Annotated in this window: 19 protein-coding genes; 15 read left to right on the top strand and 4 right to left on the bottom strand. The window is 70.0% G+C overall.

Annotation, left to right across the window (positions count from 1 at the left end):
• Positions 1-7 precede the first annotated feature (7 nt).
• From sufD to ACWEN3_RS03495, 6 genes are read left to right on the top strand one after another with little or no spacing between them, the layout of a single operon-like run.
• Complete coding sequence (gene sufD, locus ACWEN3_RS03520; protein WP_452965132.1) at positions 8-1192, top strand: Fe-S cluster assembly protein SufD; 1185 nt, start codon at positions 8-10, stop codon at positions 1190-1192.
• A complete protein-coding gene (locus ACWEN3_RS03515; RefSeq protein WP_452965130.1) occupies positions 1189-1506 on the top strand; it encodes a non-heme iron oxygenase ferredoxin subunit in 318 nt (105 codons plus the stop codon). The genes sufD and ACWEN3_RS03515 overlap by 4 nt, the downstream gene beginning before the upstream one ends.
• 7 nt (positions 1507-1513) lie before the next feature.
• Positions 1514-2278: a Fe-S cluster assembly ATPase SufC gene (gene sufC, locus ACWEN3_RS03510; protein ID WP_452965127.1), complete on the top strand. Its 765-nt coding sequence runs from the start codon at positions 1514-1516 to the stop codon at positions 2276-2278.
• Positions 2275-3531 (top strand): cysteine desulfurase, encoded by a 1257-nt coding sequence (locus tag ACWEN3_RS03505; RefSeq protein WP_452965125.1) that lies wholly within the window; start codon positions 2275-2277, stop codon positions 3529-3531. Before sufC ends, ACWEN3_RS03505 begins: the two co-directional genes overlap by 4 nt.
• Before the next feature lie 18 nt (positions 3532-3549).
• Complete coding sequence (gene sufU / locus ACWEN3_RS03500) at positions 3550-4017, top strand: Fe-S cluster assembly sulfur transfer protein SufU (protein ID WP_452965122.1); 468 nt, start codon at positions 3550-3552, stop codon at positions 4015-4017.
• Entirely contained in the window at positions 4014-4346 is a 333-nt protein-coding gene (locus ACWEN3_RS03495; protein WP_061928429.1) for a metal-sulfur cluster assembly factor, read from the top strand. The genes sufU and ACWEN3_RS03495 overlap by 4 nt, the downstream gene beginning before the upstream one ends.
• A 54-nt stretch (positions 4347-4400) precedes the next feature.
• On the opposite strand, the gene ACWEN3_RS03490 is transcribed toward ACWEN3_RS03495, so the two are convergent.
• Positions 4401-4805, bottom strand: coding sequence for an AbfB domain-containing protein (locus ACWEN3_RS03490; protein ID WP_452965119.1), 405 nt, complete (start codon positions 4803-4805; stop codon positions 4401-4403).
• A 369-nt stretch (positions 4806-5174) separates the two neighbouring features.
• On the opposite strand from ACWEN3_RS03490, the gene ACWEN3_RS03485 reads away from it, so the two are divergent.
• The 3 genes from ACWEN3_RS03485 to dapD all read left to right on the top strand — a co-directional run bounded on the left by ACWEN3_RS03485 (position 5175) and on the right by dapD (position 7085).
• Positions 5175-5498, top strand: a complete 324-nt coding sequence (locus tag ACWEN3_RS03485; protein ID WP_452965117.1) for a DMT family transporter — start codon at positions 5175-5177, stop codon at positions 5496-5498.
• Entirely contained in the window at positions 5498-6037 is a 540-nt protein-coding gene (locus ACWEN3_RS03480) for a TetR/AcrR family transcriptional regulator (protein WP_452965114.1), read from the top strand. Before ACWEN3_RS03485 ends, ACWEN3_RS03480 begins: the two co-directional genes overlap by 1 nt.
• 61 nt (positions 6038-6098) lie before the next feature.
• Positions 6099-7085: a 2,3,4,5-tetrahydropyridine-2,6-dicarboxylate N-succinyltransferase gene (gene dapD / locus ACWEN3_RS03475; protein WP_452965112.1), complete on the top strand. Its 987-nt coding sequence runs from the start codon at positions 6099-6101 to the stop codon at positions 7083-7085.
• Positions 7086-7282: 197 nt separating this feature from the next.
• Here dapD and ACWEN3_RS03470 read toward each other — a convergent pair whose 3' ends face one another.
• Positions 7283-7471: a hypothetical protein gene (locus ACWEN3_RS03470; RefSeq protein ID WP_452965109.1), complete on the bottom strand. Its 189-nt coding sequence runs from the start codon at positions 7469-7471 to the stop codon at positions 7283-7285.
• A gap of 1098 nt (positions 7472-8569) precedes the next feature.
• Here ACWEN3_RS03470 and ACWEN3_RS03465 point away from each other — a divergent pair.
• Positions 8570-9127 carry a hypothetical protein gene (locus ACWEN3_RS03465; protein ID WP_452965190.1) on the top strand — a complete coding sequence of 186 codons (558 nt, stop codon included), beginning with the start codon at positions 8570-8572 and terminating at the stop codon, positions 9125-9127.
• Between the two features lie 453 nt (positions 9128-9580).
• Entirely contained in the window at positions 9581-10846 is a 1266-nt protein-coding gene (locus ACWEN3_RS03460) for a lanthionine synthetase LanC family protein (RefSeq protein ID WP_452965107.1), read from the top strand.
• A gap of 1464 nt (positions 10847-12310) precedes the next feature.
• Here ACWEN3_RS03460 and ACWEN3_RS03455 read toward each other — a convergent pair.
• Together ACWEN3_RS03455 and dapA are read right to left on the bottom strand one after the other, a co-directional pair.
• Entirely contained in the window at positions 12311-12814 is a 504-nt protein-coding gene (locus ACWEN3_RS03455; RefSeq protein WP_452965105.1) for a hypothetical protein, read from the bottom strand.
• A gap of 186 nt (positions 12815-13000) precedes the next feature.
• Complete coding sequence (dapA, locus tag ACWEN3_RS03450; RefSeq protein ID WP_452965102.1) at positions 13001-13921, bottom strand: 4-hydroxy-tetrahydrodipicolinate synthase; 921 nt, start codon at positions 13919-13921, stop codon at positions 13001-13003.
• Positions 13922-14088: 167 nt separating this feature from the next.
• On the opposite strand from dapA, the gene ACWEN3_RS03445 reads away from it, so the two are divergent.
• The 4 genes from ACWEN3_RS03445 to ACWEN3_RS03430 all read left to right on the top strand — a co-directional run.
• Positions 14089-14238: a hypothetical protein gene (locus tag ACWEN3_RS03445; RefSeq protein WP_452965100.1), complete on the top strand. Its 150-nt coding sequence runs from the start codon at positions 14089-14091 to the stop codon at positions 14236-14238.
• A complete protein-coding gene (locus tag ACWEN3_RS03440; protein WP_452965098.1) occupies positions 14235-14930 on the top strand; it encodes a hypothetical protein in 696 nt (231 codons plus the stop codon). Before ACWEN3_RS03445 ends, ACWEN3_RS03440 begins: the two co-directional genes overlap by 4 nt.
• 53 nt (positions 14931-14983) lie before the next feature.
• Positions 14984-15403, top strand: coding sequence for a phage holin family protein (locus ACWEN3_RS03435; protein ID WP_452965096.1), 420 nt, complete (start codon positions 14984-14986; stop codon positions 15401-15403).
• On the top strand, positions 15400-15798 hold a 399-nt coding region (locus ACWEN3_RS03430), incomplete at its 3' end, for a DUF3618 domain-containing protein (protein WP_452965093.1). The genes ACWEN3_RS03435 and ACWEN3_RS03430, both read left to right, overlap by 4 nt.

Here is a 15798-nt window from a genome sequence, read left to right as displayed (position 1 = left end):
GACAGCCATGGCTGAGGCTCAGAACATCCCCGTGGGCTCCACCACCGCGGGCCAGATCGCGGTGGCCGCAGAGTCGACCGTCGCCACCCGCATGAGCGCGCCCCCGTCCTTCGACGTGGCGGACTTCCCGGTCCCCCACGGCCGTGAGGAGGAGTGGCGGTTCACGCCGCTGGAGCGGCTGCGCGGGCTGCACGACGGCACCGCGGTGGCCACCGGTGACGGCGTGAAGGTGGACGTCCAGGCCCCCGAGGGCGTGACCGTCGAGACCGTCGGCCGCGACGACGCCCGGATCGGCAGGGCCGGCACTCCCGTGGACCGTGTCGCCGCGCAGGCGCACTCGGCGTTCGAGAAGGCCGGCGTGGTCACCGTCCCCAAGGAGATGGTCCTCACCGAGCCGATCCGCATCGCCGTGCACGGCGAGGGCGGGGTCGCCTACGGCCACCAGGTCGTCGAGCTGGGAGCCTTCGCCGAGGCCGTCGTCGTCATCGACCACACCGGTGACGCCGTGCTCGCCGCCAACGTCGACTACGTCCTGGGCGACGGCGCCAAGCTGACCGTCGTGTCCGTCCAGGACTGGGACGACAAGGCCGTCCACGTCGGCCAGCACAACGCTCTGATCGGCCGGGACGCCACCTTCAAGTCCTTCGTGGTCACCTTCGGTGGCGACCTCGTGCGCCTGCACCCCCGCGTCGCCTACGCCGGCACCGGCGGCGAGGCCGAGCTGTTCGGCCTGTACTTCACCGACTCCGGCCAGCACCAGGAGCACCGCCTCTTCGTCGACCACAACACCCCGCACTGCAAGTCCAACGTCGCCTACAAGGGCGCGCTCCAGGGCGAGGAGGCGCACGCGGTGTGGATCGGTGACGTGCTCATCGAGGCCAAGGCCGAGGGCACGGACACCTACGAGATGAACCGCAACCTGGTCCTCACGGACGGCGCGCGCGTCGACTCGGTGCCGAACCTGGAGATCGAGACCGGCGAGATCGTCGGCGCCGGCCACGCCTCCGCCACCGGCCGCTTCGACGACGAGCAGCTCTTCTACCTGATGGCCCGCGGCATCCCGGAGTACGAGGCCCGCCGCCTGGTGGTCCGCGGCTTCTTCGCCGGGCTGGTGCAGCAGATCGGTGTCGCCGACATCGAGGAGCGCCTGCTCACCAAGATCGAGGAGGAGCTGGAGGCTTCGGTCGCATGACCTTCGTACGCGCCTGCGGGCTGAGCGAGCTGGAGGACGACACCCCCAAGCGGGTGGAACTCGACGGCACGCCGGTCTCGGTCGTGAGGACCGAGGGCGAGGTGTTCGCCATCTACGACATCTGCTCCCACGCGAACGTCTCGCTCTCCGAGGGCGAGGTGGAGGACTGCCAGATCGAGTGCTGGCTGCACGGCTCCTCCTTCGACCTCCGCACCGGCAAGCCGTCCGGCCTCCCGGCCACGCGCCCCGTCCCCGTATACCCCGTAAAGATCGAAGGGGACGACGTTCTCGTCTCCCTCACCCAGGAGTCCTGAGGCACCCATGGCAACGCTTGAAATCCGAGACCTGCACGTCACCGTCGAGGCCGACAACGCCACGAAGGAGATCCTCAAGGGCGTCGACCTCACCGTGAAGCAGGGCGAGACGCACGCCATCATGGGCCCCAACGGCTCGGGCAAGTCGACCCTCGCCTACTCCCTCGCGGGTCACCCGAAGTACACGATCACCAGCGGCACCGTCACCCTCGACGGCGAGGACGTCCTGGAGATGTCCGTCGACGAGCGCGCCCGCGCCGGCCTGTTCCTGGCGATGCAGTACCCGGTCGAGGTGCCCGGCGTCTCGGTCTCCAACTTCCTGCGCACCTCCGCCACCGCGATCCGCGGCGAGGCCCCCAAGCTGCGCACCTGGGTGAAGGAGGTCAAGGAGACCATGGAGCGCCTCAACATGGACCCGTCCTTCGCCGAGCGCAACGTCAACGAGGGCTTCTCCGGCGGTGAGAAGAAGCGCCACGAGATCCTCCAGCTCGAGCTGCTCAAGCCGAAGGTCGCCATCCTCGACGAGACCGACTCGGGTCTCGACGTCGACGCGCTCCGCATCGTCTCCGAGGGCGTCAACCGCGTCCGCGAGTCCGGCGAGGTCGGCACCCTGCTGATCACGCACTACACGCGCATCCTGCGCTACATCAAGCCCGACCACGTCCACGTGTTCGCCGGCGGCCGCATCGTCGAGTCCGGCGGCCCCGAGCTCGCGGACAAGCTGGAGAACGAGGGCTACGAGGCTTACGTGAAGGGTGGCGCATCCGCGTGACATTGCTGCCGGGCCTCCTCGACACCGAGGCGATCCGCAAGGACTTCCCCGTACTGGACCGCCAGGTCCACGACGGCAGGAAGCTCGTGTACCTGGACAACGCCGCGACCTCGCAGAAGCCGCGCCAGGTGCTGGACGCCCTGAGCGAGTACTACGAGCGCTACAACGCCAACGTCCACCGCGGTGTGCATGTGCTCGCCGAGGAGGCCACGGCGCTGTACGAGGGCGCGCGCGACAAGGTCGCCTCGTTCATCAACGCGCCGAGCCGCGACGAGGTGATCTTCACCAAGAACGCCTCCGAGTCGCTCAACCTCGTGGCGAACATGCTGGGCTGGGCCGAAGAGCCCTACCGGGTGGACCACGAGACCGAGATCGTCATCACGGAGATGGAGCACCACTCCAACATCGTGCCGTGGCAGCTGCTCGCGCAGCGCACGGGCGCGAAGCTGAAGTGGTTCGGCCTCACCGACGACGGCCGGCTCGACCTGTCCAACATCGACGAGGTCATCACCGAGAAGACGAAGATCGTCTCCTTCGTGCTGGTGTCGAACATCCTGGGCACGGTCAACCCGGTCGAGGCGATAGTGCGCCGCGCGCAGGAGGTCGGTGCGCTGGTGTGCATCGACGCCTCCCAGGCCGCCCCGCACATGCCGCTGGACGTACAGGCCCTCCAGGCCGACTTCGTGGCCTTCACCGGCCACAAGATGTGCGGCCCGACCGGCATCGGCGTCCTGTGGGGCCGCCAGGAGCTGCTGGAGGACCTGCCCCCGTTCCTGGGCGGCGGCGAGATGATCGAGACCGTCTCGATGCACTCCTCCACCTACGCCCCGGCGCCGCACAAGTTCGAGGCGGGCACCCCGCCGATCGCGCAGGCGGTCGGTCTGGGCGCGGCGATCGACTACCTCCAGGCGATCGGCATGGAGAAGATCCTCGCCCACGAGCACGCGCTCACCGAGTACGCGGTGCGGCAGCTGGGCAACGTCCCGGACCTGCGGATCATCGGCCCCACCACGGCCGAGGACCGCGGCGCGGCGATCTCCTTCACCCTCGGCGACATCCACCCGCACGACGTGGGCCAGGTCCTCGACGAGCAGGGCATCGCGGTCCGTGTCGGTCACCACTGCGCCCGTCCGGTCTGCCTCCGGTACGGAATTCCTGCGACCACGCGAGCGTCGTTCTATCTGTACTCCACGCCGGCCGAGATCGACGCTCTGGTCGACGGACTGGAGCACGTACGGAACTTCTTCGGCTGAGAGGCGTGAGCTGAGACCGTGAAGCTGGACTCCATGTACCAGGAAGTCATCCTGGACCACTACAAGCACCCGCACGGGCGTGGTCTGAGGGATGGCGACGCCGAGGTGCACCACGTGAACCCGACGTGCGGCGACGAGATCACCCTCCGCGTGAAGTACGACGGCACGACGATCGAGGACGTCTCGTACGAGGGCCAGGGCTGCTCCATCAGCCAGGCCTCCGCGTCCGTCCTCAACGAGCTCCTCGTCGGCAAGGACCTCGCCGAGGCGCAGCGGATCCAGGAGACCTTCCTGGAGCTGATGCAGTCCAAGGGCAGGATCGAGCCGGACGACGCCATGGAGGAGGTCCTGGAGGACGCGGTCGCGTTCGCCGGTGTCTCCAAGTACCCCGCGCGGGTCAAGTGCGCCCTCCTGAGCTGGATGGCGTGGAAGGACGCGACGGCCCAGGCGCTGGATGGCGCCGCCGCCGAAAGGAAGACCGCATGACCGACACCGTCGAGATGAAGCCGGCCTCCGAGGAGGAACTCCGCGAGGCCCTGATGGACGTGGTCGACCCCGAGCTGGGCATCGACGTCGTCAACCTCGGCCTGATCTACGGCATCCACGTCGACGACGCCAACATCGCGACCGTCGACATGACCCTGACCTCCGCGGCGTGCCCGCTGACGGACGTCATCGAGGACCAGGCCAAGTCCGCCACGGACGGCCTCGTCAGCGAACTGCGCATCAACTGGGTCTGGATGCCGCCGTGGGGCCCGGACAAGATCACCGACGACGGCCGCGAGCAGCTTCGGGCGCTCGGGTTCAACGTCTGACACAGAGCCTGTGAAGGGGGCCGTGGCCATGTGCCATGGCCCCCTTCGGCGTGTTCAGGCGAGCCCGTCCACCAGCAGGAACGCCGAGTCCGCCCGGTACTGGTCGGTGTTCTGGTACGGGGCCAGTCTCAGCCGGAAGTTCTGGTGGCGCAGAAAGCGGCCCGGGTAGTTGACCGACTCGAGCTCGGTCGCGCCGCTGTAGGGGGACGGCCGCGGGCAGAAGGTGGCGTCCTGCTCGAAGAGGCGGGAGCCGTCGTCGCGTTCGGCGCGCAGGGCGAAGTCCCGGTGGCGCAGATAGGCGCCGTCGGCCGTGGCGAACGAGTAACAGCCGGGCTTGGCAAGGCCCTTGACCCGCCGGAAGGTGGCGGCCGCGCGGGCGGAGGGCGAGGCGACCGGGTCGAGCCCCACGTCGTCGCCGCTGATGTGCCAGTAGCGGTCGGGGTAGTTGAGGGAGCGCACGGAGGTTCTCGCCGTGGCCGGCTCGGCCGGACTACCCGGACGGAAGGGCGGCTTGGACTTCGGCTCGGGGGAGGGGGAGGAGATCCCCGGGGGCGCGACCGGGGGCGCGCCGCCGCCGTGCTTCGGACCGGCCGTCGTACTGAGCGGCTTCGGACCGGCCGTCGTACTCGGCGACGGGGAGGCGAAGGAGAGCAGGCCGGGGCCGCGGTCCGCCGGTGTGAGGTGAGTGATTCGTGTGGCAGATGTGATGCCGAGAGCCGCACATTAGCGGAGCCGGAGTCGGCCCGAGGGCGTTTCGACGAGCGGTTCCCACGACCGTGGGACCCCTCGTTGTGTACGCTCGTACATATGGTGTGTACGCTTGTACGCATGGGTTATCTGTCGCTCGCCGGCGCCATAGCCGCCGAGGTCGCCGCGACGACGGCGATGAAGTACACCGAGGGGTTCAGCAGGTTCTGGCCCTCGGTCGTCACGACTCTCGGCTATCTGGTCTCCTTCGCCCTGCTCGCCCAGACGCTGAAGACCGTGCAGATCGGCACCGCCTACGCGATCTGGTCCGGGGTGGGCACCGCGGCCATCGCCGTCCTCGGCCTGGTGCTCTTCGGGGAGGGCCTGAGCGCGACCAAGGTCGCCGGGATCGTGCTGATCATCGGGGGAGTGGTGGTCCTCAACCTCGGCGGGGCGACGCACTGATGCCGCGCCGCTACGACCCCGAGCGCCGCCAGCGGATCATCGACGCGGCGATCCGCGTGGCCGGCCGGGACGGCATCGCCGGCCTGAGCCACCGCACGGTCGCCGCCGAGGCGGACGTCCCGCTCGGCTCCACGACGTACCACTTCGCCACCCTGGACGACCTGCTGGTGGCCGCCCTGTGCCAGGCCAACGAGGGATTCGCCGTCGTGCTCGACGACAGCGGCGTGCTGGACGGCCCCGAGGGCGACCTCGCGGCCGGGCTCGCCCGCGTCCTCGGCCAGTGGCTGGGCGGCGGCGACCGGACGGGCGTGGAACTGGAGTACGAGCTGTATCTCGCGGCCCTCCGGCGCCCCGCCCTGCGCCCGGTCGCGGCCCGCTGGATCGAGGAGACGGCCGAGCGGCTGACCGCGCGCGTCGACGCCGGAACGGCACGCGCGCTGGTCGCGCTGATGGACGGGATCTGCCTCCAGGTGCTGCTGACGGGCGGTTCCTACGACGAGGAGTACGCGCGGGAGGCGCTGGCTCGGGTGATCCCCTGAGCCCGCCCGGCACGTGAGACACGGTTCGCACCGGCACCCCGCCCCACGTTAGGTTTTCCCCATGACCGACACTGCTTCCCGTACCACCGGCGCCGTCGCCGCCGGCCTCGCCACGATCGCCTCCGACGGCACCGTTCTCGACACCTGGTTCCCCGCTCCCGAACTGGTCGAGGAGCCGGGCCCCGCCGGCACCGAACGGCTGTCCGCCGAGCAGGCGGCCGAGCTCCTGGGCGGCGGCGCGACCGCGGCGACCGGCCCGGACGCCCGCCGGGGCGTCGAGGTGGTCGCGGTCCGCACGGTCATCGCCTCCCTGGACGAGAAGCCGATCGACACGCACGACGCCTACCTGCGTCTGCACCTGCTCTCGCACCGCCTGGTCAAGCCGCACGGCCAGAGCCTGGACGGCATCTTCGGCGTCCTCGCCAACGTCGCCTGGACCTCGCTCGGCCCGGTCGCCGTGAACGACATCGAGAAGGTGCGCCTGAACGCCCGCGCCGAGGGCCTGCACCTCCAGGTCACCTCGATCGACAAGTTCCCGCGCATGACGGACTACGTCGCTCCCAAGGGCGTCCGCATCGCCGACGCCGACCGGGTCCGCCTGGGCGCGCACCTCGCCGAGGGCACCACGGTCATGCACGAGGGCTTCGTCAACTTCAACGCCGGCACGCTCGGCACGTCGATGGTCGAGGGCCGGATCTCCGCGGGCGTCGTGATCGGCGACGGCTCGGACATCGGCGGCGGCGCCTCCACCATGGGCACCCTCTCCGGCGGCGGCAACGTGATCATCTCCATCGGCGAGCGCTGCCTGATCGGCGCCGAGGCGGGCGTCGGCATCGCCCTCGGCGACGAGTGCGTGGTCGAGGCCGGCCTGTACGTCACCGCGGGCACCCGGGTCACCATGCCCGACGGCCAGATCGTCAAGGCCCGCGAACTCAACGGCGCCTCCAACATCCTCTTCCGCCGCAACTCGGTCACCGGCAAGGTCGAGGCCCGCCCGAACAACGCGGTGTGGGGCGGCCTGAACGACATCCTCCACAGCCACAACTGACGGTCGGCGGCCGTGACTTGCGGCCGCCGGCGTTCTGACCTGTCGGCGTCTGTCGACGTCGGTCACCATCGAGCGCCCTTCCACGGCCCGAGGACGGCCCGGGAGGGCGCGGACGGGCGGCGGCTCGGAGGCGGTTGTTCCCTGCCTGATCCGGTGTGACTGTGGTGCGCGCATTCGTCATCCACGCTCCGGGCCACCTACCGCTTCTGCGCCCTGTAGCGCTTCATCAGCGCGGTTGTCCGCGCTTGGTCCGCCTGGCCGTTGAGCCCGGCCACGAGATCGTCAGGACACAACTCGTAGAGATCGCCCCACCATCGACGTCCTCGGTTGTCCCGGACCCGGTATCCACCGGGCACGCCTCGGGCGACGTAGCGTCTCCTGCTCACGGTCCCCCTGTTCCGGGCACGGTTCGTGCTGTCTCCGTCAGCGAGTCGCCCCCTGCACGACCGAGCGGCCGTCTGGTACGGCCTCCGTCCCGGACTCCGGTGCGCACCCTCACGGTGCTGGGTTGTCCCAGGGGTCGTAGCGCTTCAGCGCCGTCTGTTCCGGTAGCCCGAGCCGCTTGGCCGCCCGGCGTCGCTCCCGGACTTCTGCAGTCGACCGCGGCCGCTAGCCGGGACCGCCGCAACCGCACGAGTGGAAGGTGAGGCCGGCACGCGGGGTGGCCCCAAGTGCTCCCCAAGCGTTCTTGTCTCTACGGCGAGGGATGGCAAGGTCGAACCCAGCATTGATCACCGGGGTGCGGCAGCGCGGGCACGGATGCGCTCGCGGCGGTGGCGGGCTCTGCTGACTGAAGCTGCCGAGGATCTGCGCCGGCTCCGAAGCAGTCCTGTCCGGGAACGTCCACGTGATGATGCCGGTCGTCTGGTCAGCCCCCAGCGGTCCGCCGAGCCGAACCCCCAGCCCATTGTGCCTGGGACAGCTGATCGATCATGTCCTCGCCTTGCAGGAGCAGCGTTCCCAGGTCGGCCTGATCCAGGTCCTGAGAGAGGCTCTCCGACTTGCTTGCAACGTACGACCTGGACGCCAGGGGCCGCGTCTGCTCGGCTCTGCCTGGGTCCATGGCAGACGGGATGGGGGCTCCCCTGCGCACGCCGCTCTCCGGCCGGCACTCGCGAACGGTGCCCTGTCCAACTCGGAGGCTGAGCGCCCCCGCCGGAGGCTCGTTCTCATTGGGGCCGCTCCGTGCGGTGCTCGATTCATGGCCTCCGGGCCCTCTCCACACGTGGGCGCGCGTCGGCGCAGCGCGGGCGGAGCGGAGCGCAGTCGGGTGCCCTGATGAAGTAGGGAAAGTCTCATCCCGCTGGGACGAGGTGCTTGTGTCGAGTCTCAGGTGATGATCGGCGCTTCGGCCTCGGTTGATACTTGATACCCGTCAATGGCGCGACGCCTAGTCTTCCTTCATGGCGGATCACCGGCCGACTCACGCGGATGTTCCGGGCGACTGCGTCATCCCGAAGTCTGCGTCGCCCGGACGCGTTCGCTTGGTCACCGCCGGCATCGTGATGGGCCTGGCAGTGATCATGGTGGTTCCGGCATTGCTTGCAGCGCCGTTGGCAAACCCTGTTCCGATCTTCATGACGGCAGGTGTCGTTGCCGGGGTCGGCTGCTTCGCCCTGCCGCACCTCTGCGTGGCGCGAAAACCCTGGCACAGGCACGGCCCGGCCTCACAGTTCCTGACCGCGCGAACCTGGACCGGCCATCGCACCATCGACCTGCACAACCTACGGAGCGTGCGGACCTGGAAAGAGGCCTATCGAGGAGGCGCCACCACGTACCTCATCATCACCGACGCCTCCGGTACCCGTTTGAGCTTCGCCGGCTCCCAGGCGGCTCGCCTCATACGCCGGTACGCCATCGAGCGCCCGCAGGACACACTCAAGAGCCACCCGGTACGCGTGACCCGACTGGCGCAGGCAGACCTGGGCATCAAGTCACTTCCCCGCGGCCTCTCAGCCCTTAGATCCCTGCTCTCTGTAGAGCGAACCTGCCTGCTGATCATCGGACCGATGATGATCTCGGCAGTCATCGCCTCCCACTGAGCCAGCTCGAGCACCATGCTGCACGGCCCCTCAGCCGGCATGCCGACGCTGCACCTCACGCACCACGATTCCTCGTACACGCGCACCCAGGAGCGCACCGACTGCCTCGACACCCCATACCGGCCGACGACTTGGGTGACCGGGACACTGCGGCGACCTTCATCACCGCTGCTCGACCACACCAACTCCACCAGCACGGCCCCGGCCCCGGACCTCCCTGCACACGCCGATCAGACGCGCACAGCCAAGCCGAGGCAAGCGGTGCCAAGCATCGCGTGAAGCCACAACGTCGGCGTTCCCACCGCTCGACGGGGCGGCACTTGGGGTTTCTCTCTGGGGCGATTCCCCCTTGTTCCCCGCCCTGTCCGGTGCGGTTGTGGTGCGGTGACGCAGGATCCTGCGCAGCGCCGTCGTCCTCTGGGTGGGTCCGGAAGCTCATGGGAGAGTGGGGCCATGACGGCACCAGGAGCCGCGGTCGCGGCGGTCGGCGAGGTCGAGGGACTCGCGGTGGACGGGTTGCGGTGGCTGACCGCGGCGGCGCGAGAAACCTCCGGAGGAGGCCTCGCCTGGACGACCAGGCCCTCGGACGACGAACTCAACCCGATGCTCTACAGCGGTACGGCCGGGAACATCCCCGTGCTCCTGGAGGCGTGGCGGCACTTCGGCGACGACTCCTACGCCGACACCGCCCTGCGCGCGGCCCGCAGCCTCGCGGACTCCGTCGACGACTTCGACAACGACTCCCTCTACTTCGGCCGCACCGGAATGGCCCTGGCCCTACGGGCCGTTCACGACGAACTCGGTGACACGGCCGCCGGCGCCGCCGCCGACCGCGCCCTCAAAGTCGTGCAGTCACGCTTCGACGGGACACGCTGGGGCGAGCTGTTCGAGCTGATGGGCGGCAACGCGGGGATCGGCCTCGGGGCGCTCCTGGCCGGCAACGCCGAACTGGCCGTCCTGGCCATGGAGCCCTATCTGCGCACAGCGGAGTGGACCCCGGCGGGCGTCCACTGGGCCCACCGCACAGGTGTCGACTCCCGTCTGCATCATATTTCGCACGGCACGCTGGGCATCGTGCTGGCGCTGGCCCGGGTCGGCGGTGCCACCGGCCGTGCGGATCTGGTCGAACTGGCTCTGGCCGGTGCCGCGGACGTCGTCGCGCGTGACGAAGCGGGGCCGGAGGGTTTTCTGGTGCCGCACTCCACCCCTCAGTACCGCCCCGATGTGATCGAGTCCATCAGCTACGGCTGGTGCCACGGCCCGGCCGGCGACGCCCAGGTCTTCCGGCTGCTGCGCGACACCACCGCCGACCCCGTCTGGCCGGCCCTCGCTGACCGCTGCTGGCACACGGTCACCCATTCCGGTCTGCCCCAGCGGCGGCGCCCCGGCTTCTGGGACAACAACGGCCGCTGCTGCGGCACCGCGGGCGTCCTCGCCCTGGCCTGCGACCGTATCGCCGAACAGCAGGACCCGCCCGACTTCGCCCACGTCCTCGTCGCGGACCTCGCCGCCCATGCGATCCGGGACGGCGACGGCGCCCGCTGGTCCAACTTCGAGCACCGGCCCACCCCGAGTGACCTCGAACCGTGCACCGGCTGGGCGATGGGCAACGCGGGCATCGTCCGTGAACTCCTGCGCTTCGTACGGCTGAGCCGCGGCGGCGACGCCCGGTACGCGTTCCCCTGGCCCGACCAGCCTCAGACGTCCGATTCCGTTTGAAGCGACGGCCCCGGACACGGACCCAGCGCGTGGAAGAGCCCCATGGCGGAAGGCCCACAGACATGGGGCTTCCGGCAGTCCCGCGATGACGGTGCCGGAGCCCTCAGCTTGGGAAGCTGCGGTCATTTGTGGCTGACTTGGGCTCTGAACTGGGCGAACGCTGACTTCCCGGTAGCTCTGCGCTGTGCGGCCTCCGCCTTTCCGTCGTTGCCGTACATCCGTGCTGTACTGGCCGCCGGCGACCGCCATGCGCAGGTGTGCAGCTCAGTGCCAGTCGCGGGCCGGAAGGTGCTTACCGTCAACCAGGATGGGGAGCCCGGACAAGTTCTTCCCTATCCCCGGGGGTACGGAAGCCGTCTCGGGGATGAGCCCAGAGCTTGATTTCTGGGTGAGCGCATCCTGCTTCCATCCAAGCGAACTGCACTGAGCCGCGAGTCCGGAGTGATGCCCACGCCACTCAGGAGTCTATGGTCTGCCTCTGCATGGTTCCGCGCAGCCCAAAGAGAGCCCAGATCTCTGAGCTTCTTGTTGCTTTCATCATTCAGGAGAACCCAATCCCGTCCATACCGAAACGGCGGAACGAATTCGCGAAGATAGGCCCAAAGTGAATCGAGGAAGCCGCTCACTGTTTGGGTGCTAAAGGCTGTGCACTGGAATACGTCTCCGGGAATGTCGGTAATTGCGCTCACATCGACGGTCAAAGTGCGCTCGGCAAGTACTCTCCTAGCGTTATCCAGCGCCTCGTCCAGCACGTTGGAAGGGTCTGAGGTGCTGTCCAAGGCGGGCGGGAGGACAGTGTGCAGCATGTCGGTGACGACGGCTTGGACAGTGTCGGGGCCCGGGGTTGTGCGGCGACGCATGCCGTCCACGTAGGTGCCGATCGATACGTGTTCCGGGAAGTCTCCCGGTGCGTACAGCACCTCGGGCCGTTGCCACAGGATGACGAAGAACACAGTGGACACCAATACGGGGAACACGACCGCGAACACTGCAAGTAGCCCTTGAACCCAGCCGTTCGACTGGGCGGCTGCAATGCCGACCGTTGTCTCGGAAAGTCCCAGGAACAGTGCAATGATCCAGAGAGGGTTGAGGACTCGTGGCGGTTGGCCTGGTGGCGGGGCTTCGCTTCCCATGGGATCAGAGTGGCACTGAGTGGGTGCTGTTGTGAGCGAAACGGACTCAACGCGTGGCGGTGTGGTTCCTGCCTTGCAGACCACCTTGCTTCCTCATCCCGCCCCCTCCCCGGCTCCGCGCACGCCACAACAGACCCGCACTCGCGAACGGCGCCTCTTCCCGGAACTGCGCCTCGACGAGTTCGTAGCCGCCCGGCGAACGCTGGACGAGGCGGCCGGCCGGGGCGTCGCCTCCGAGGGCCGCACTCACCTCGTCGGGAGCGGCCGCGAACGGGTTCCTACGCCTCCGCCCGCGGACGCCGGGGCAGAGCGTCAGGGTCGTCCACCGGCGTCACGTCGTCGTGTCGGCCGCGAACTCCGCCAAGGTTCTGAAGTCACTGTCGCGGAGGCCGACGCGTGGGTCTACGTGGTGGAGGAGGGCCGGGCCGGAGTGGTGGGAGGCGACGTAGGCGCTGTCGGCCGGGCTCTGCTCGTCGTCGATCCAGGCGAACGGGCGGCCCTCGGCGTACGTCACGATCGCCTCCGTCTTCCAGTGGACCCCGTCGGGCCGGAAGGCGAACAGGCCCGCGCCGAAGTCGACGTACGGCAGCTCGGGCAGGCCGAGCACGGGGGCGATCCAGCGGTTGGCCTCGGCCATCCAGGTCGTCGCCCAGCACAGCTCGTAGCCGAGGGTCAGCAGCGCCGGACCGTGGGCCGGGTTCAGCCAGACCCGCAGGGGACGGCGGGGTTGCAGGGTCACCCGGATCGTCGTGTAGCCCTCGGGGCGGCGTTGGGGCTGCGCCGCGTACGGATTGAGGGGGCCGTCGACGTCCAGGAACAGCAGAGGGCGGCTCACCGGGACACCGTACGGCAGCGGACACGGGCGGCTCCCGGAAATTCCGTCGCGCGACAGGCACCGCCGCGGTCGGGCCCGCGCGTCAGAACAGGTGCGGGGCCCGGACGACGAGGGGTCCGGGGGAAAGAGGAGGTGGCGATGGATGCCGAAGCGCGGGAGTGCTTCCGGGAGTTAATTGCCGGCAGGTCACGTTCGCCGACCCGCCGGAGGCCGAGTGGTCAGTTCCGTGTGCCGTGCCAGCAGGGCGTCGGCCGTCTCCCGGTCGGCGGGGAGCAAGGGGGCGCGCACCGGCCCGGCGGGGAGGCCGAGTCGGGTCAGGAGGGCCTTCGCCGTGACCGTGCCGGGCAGGCCCGCGGCCGTCATCGCCTCGATCAACGGCATGGCGCGCAACTGGAGTTCGGTGGCGCGGGCGGTGTCGCCGGCGTCGAAGGCGTCGAGGATCGCGGCGATGTGGCCCGGCACGGCGTTCGCGACGGTGCTCACGCAGCCCGCCGCGCCGACCGCGTACAGCGCGAGGACCTGCTCGTCGCAGCCCGCGTAGTACGCCAACTCCGTGCACGCCAGGACCTTCTGGGTGCCGAGGAGGTCGTAGGAGCAGTCCTTGACCGCCACGATCCGCGGGTGTCCGGCGAGCCGGACCATCGTGTCCGGCTCGATCCGGGTGCCGGTGCGGCCCGGGATGTCGTAGAGCATCACCGGCAGCCCGCTCGCGTCGGCGACCTGGAGGAAGTGCGCGGCCACGGCCTCCTGCGGGGGCCTGCTGTAGTACGGCGTCACCACCAGCACCCCGTCGGCGCCGGCCTTCTCGGCCGCGAGGGCGAGTTCGACGGTGTGCCGGGTGTCGGCGCTGCCGACGCCCGCGACGAGCGCCACCCGGTCGCCGACCGCCTCCCGCACGGCCGCGACCAGCTCCGCCTTCTCGGTGTCGGTGGTGGTGGGCGACTCGCCCGTGGTGCCGTTCAGGACCAGGCCGTCGCAGCCCTCCGCCACCAGCCGGGCGGCGAGCTCCTGGGCCCCGGCCGCGTCGAGCGCGCCCGCCTCGGTGAACGGCGTGATCATGGCGCAGAGGGTGCGGCCGAAGGGTCCGGTCCTGTGTGTGCTCGTCATGGGAGTAGTCTCGGCACGCCATCGATGAAGCTCTACTTAATTCTCCTACAGAGTATTGCTAAGCATCGCTGATGAATGTGGTGGACGGCCGAAGGTCCTGTGTCCAACTCGGCCCTTCATGGGTCACTATGGCCGAAGGGTCACCGACGTCAGCCATGGGAGGCACCATGAAGCTCGGCAAGGCACTGGCCACCGGGGTCGCCGAGGAGCGGCCGCTCCTCCACGAGCTCGTCCCCGACGAGGAGCGGCAGCCCGAGGAGACCGTCCGCACCGCACCGGCCGAGCCGGCCCGCGAAGAGGTCCCGGCCGCCCGATGAGGCTGCGGCTCCCGGCGGAACGCCCGACGGAGCCGCCGACCGGCTACAAGATCGCCCACCCGGTGCTGTCCCAGGACGGCACCCGGGCCGGGTTCACCGGCGTGTCGCTCGGCGGCGCGCTCCCGTACGGGGTTCTCGACGACGCGTCCTGCGTCTACGGGCGCAGACACCGCCCGCCCGCGCGCCTGTGCGACTGCGGCTTCCACTGCGTCCACGACCGCGCGGCCGCCGAGGCCCTGCTGTGCGCCGCCGAGCACCGCGCGGCGCTGCTGCTGGAGGTCTCCGTGCTCGGCGCCTACATCCGCTTCGAGCGCGGCTTCCGCTACGCCCGGCAGCGGGTGCGCACCGCCACGGCCGGACCCTGCGCCTGTGGTGCGGCCGCGGTAGCGCTGGCCGACGCCGGCTGGGGCAGACCCGGCTGGCGCGCGCTGGCCCCCGCCTGCGCGGGCTGCGTGGGCGGCCGTACGTCCGTCTCGCTCGCGGAGTTCGCCCGGCTCGCCGGGGAGGGCCTTCGGGTGGTGGCGGGCGGCGGCGGTACGGCCGTTCCGTCCATCGAGTCGGGGATCGCCGCGGAGCTGGGCGTGCCCGAACTCGTGGCCGAAGCGGCCCTGTTGCAGGCGCGGTTGGACTGGTTCCAGACCCAACTCGCGCGCCTCGGCGAACGGGGGGCCGGGGACGGGGACAAGGGCTAACGGTCTTCGGCCCGGGTACCCGGAAGTTCCGTACAGAGAGGAGGCGGAACACCGTGACCGTGATCCAGCACGCACGGCCCGCGGCCGACGGGCACCCCTCCACGGGTGAACTCGTCAGCCGGGCCACCGAACAGCTCTCCCGGCTGTTGCGGCAGGAAGTCGCTCTGGCCAAGGAGGAGCTCACCGAGAAGGGGCGGCGCGCCGGGCGCGGCGGCGGACTGCTGGGCGCCGCGGGCGCCGTCGCCTACGTGGGACTGATCGCGCTGGCCGGTGCGGCCACCGCCGCCCTCTCCCTGGCGCTGCCCGTGTGGGCGGCGGCGCTGATCGTCGCGGCCGTGCTCCTCGTCGTGGCCACCGTGCTGGCCGTGACCGGGCGCGCCCAGCTGCGCGGCGCCGCGCCGCCCACGCCCGAGGAGGCGCTCGGCAGTGTCAGGGCGGACGTCGACGTGATCAGGGAAAGGGCACACCGATGACGCACAGGATCCCGCACCGCTCGGGCGCCAAAGGCCCCGACGAACTGCGGCAGCAGATCGAGCAGACCAGGCATCAACTCGGCGAGACAGTCGCTCAGTTGGTCGACAAGGCCGATGTGAAGGGCCGGGCGCGGGCGCGGGCCGCCGACCTCATGGACAAGGCCGGTGCCATGACCGTGCAGCTGCGCTCCAGCGCCGCGCACGCCGGGCACGGCGCCCAGGGCAGGGCCGTGCAGGCCGGGCACGCGATGCAGGGCCGTGCCGCCAAGGCGAGTCACGCCATGCAGGGTCAGGCCGCGAAGGCGAGTCATGCCATGCAGGGGCAGGCGGCGAAGGCGAGCCACGCCGTGCAGGGCTCGGCCGCCAAGGCCGGACACGCCCTGCAGGCACGGGCC

This window comes from Streptomyces sp. NPDC004561, assembly GCF_053602155.1.
Note: the sequence above shows the minus strand (reverse complement) of the source record. Positions and strands in the feature narration are given on the sequence as shown.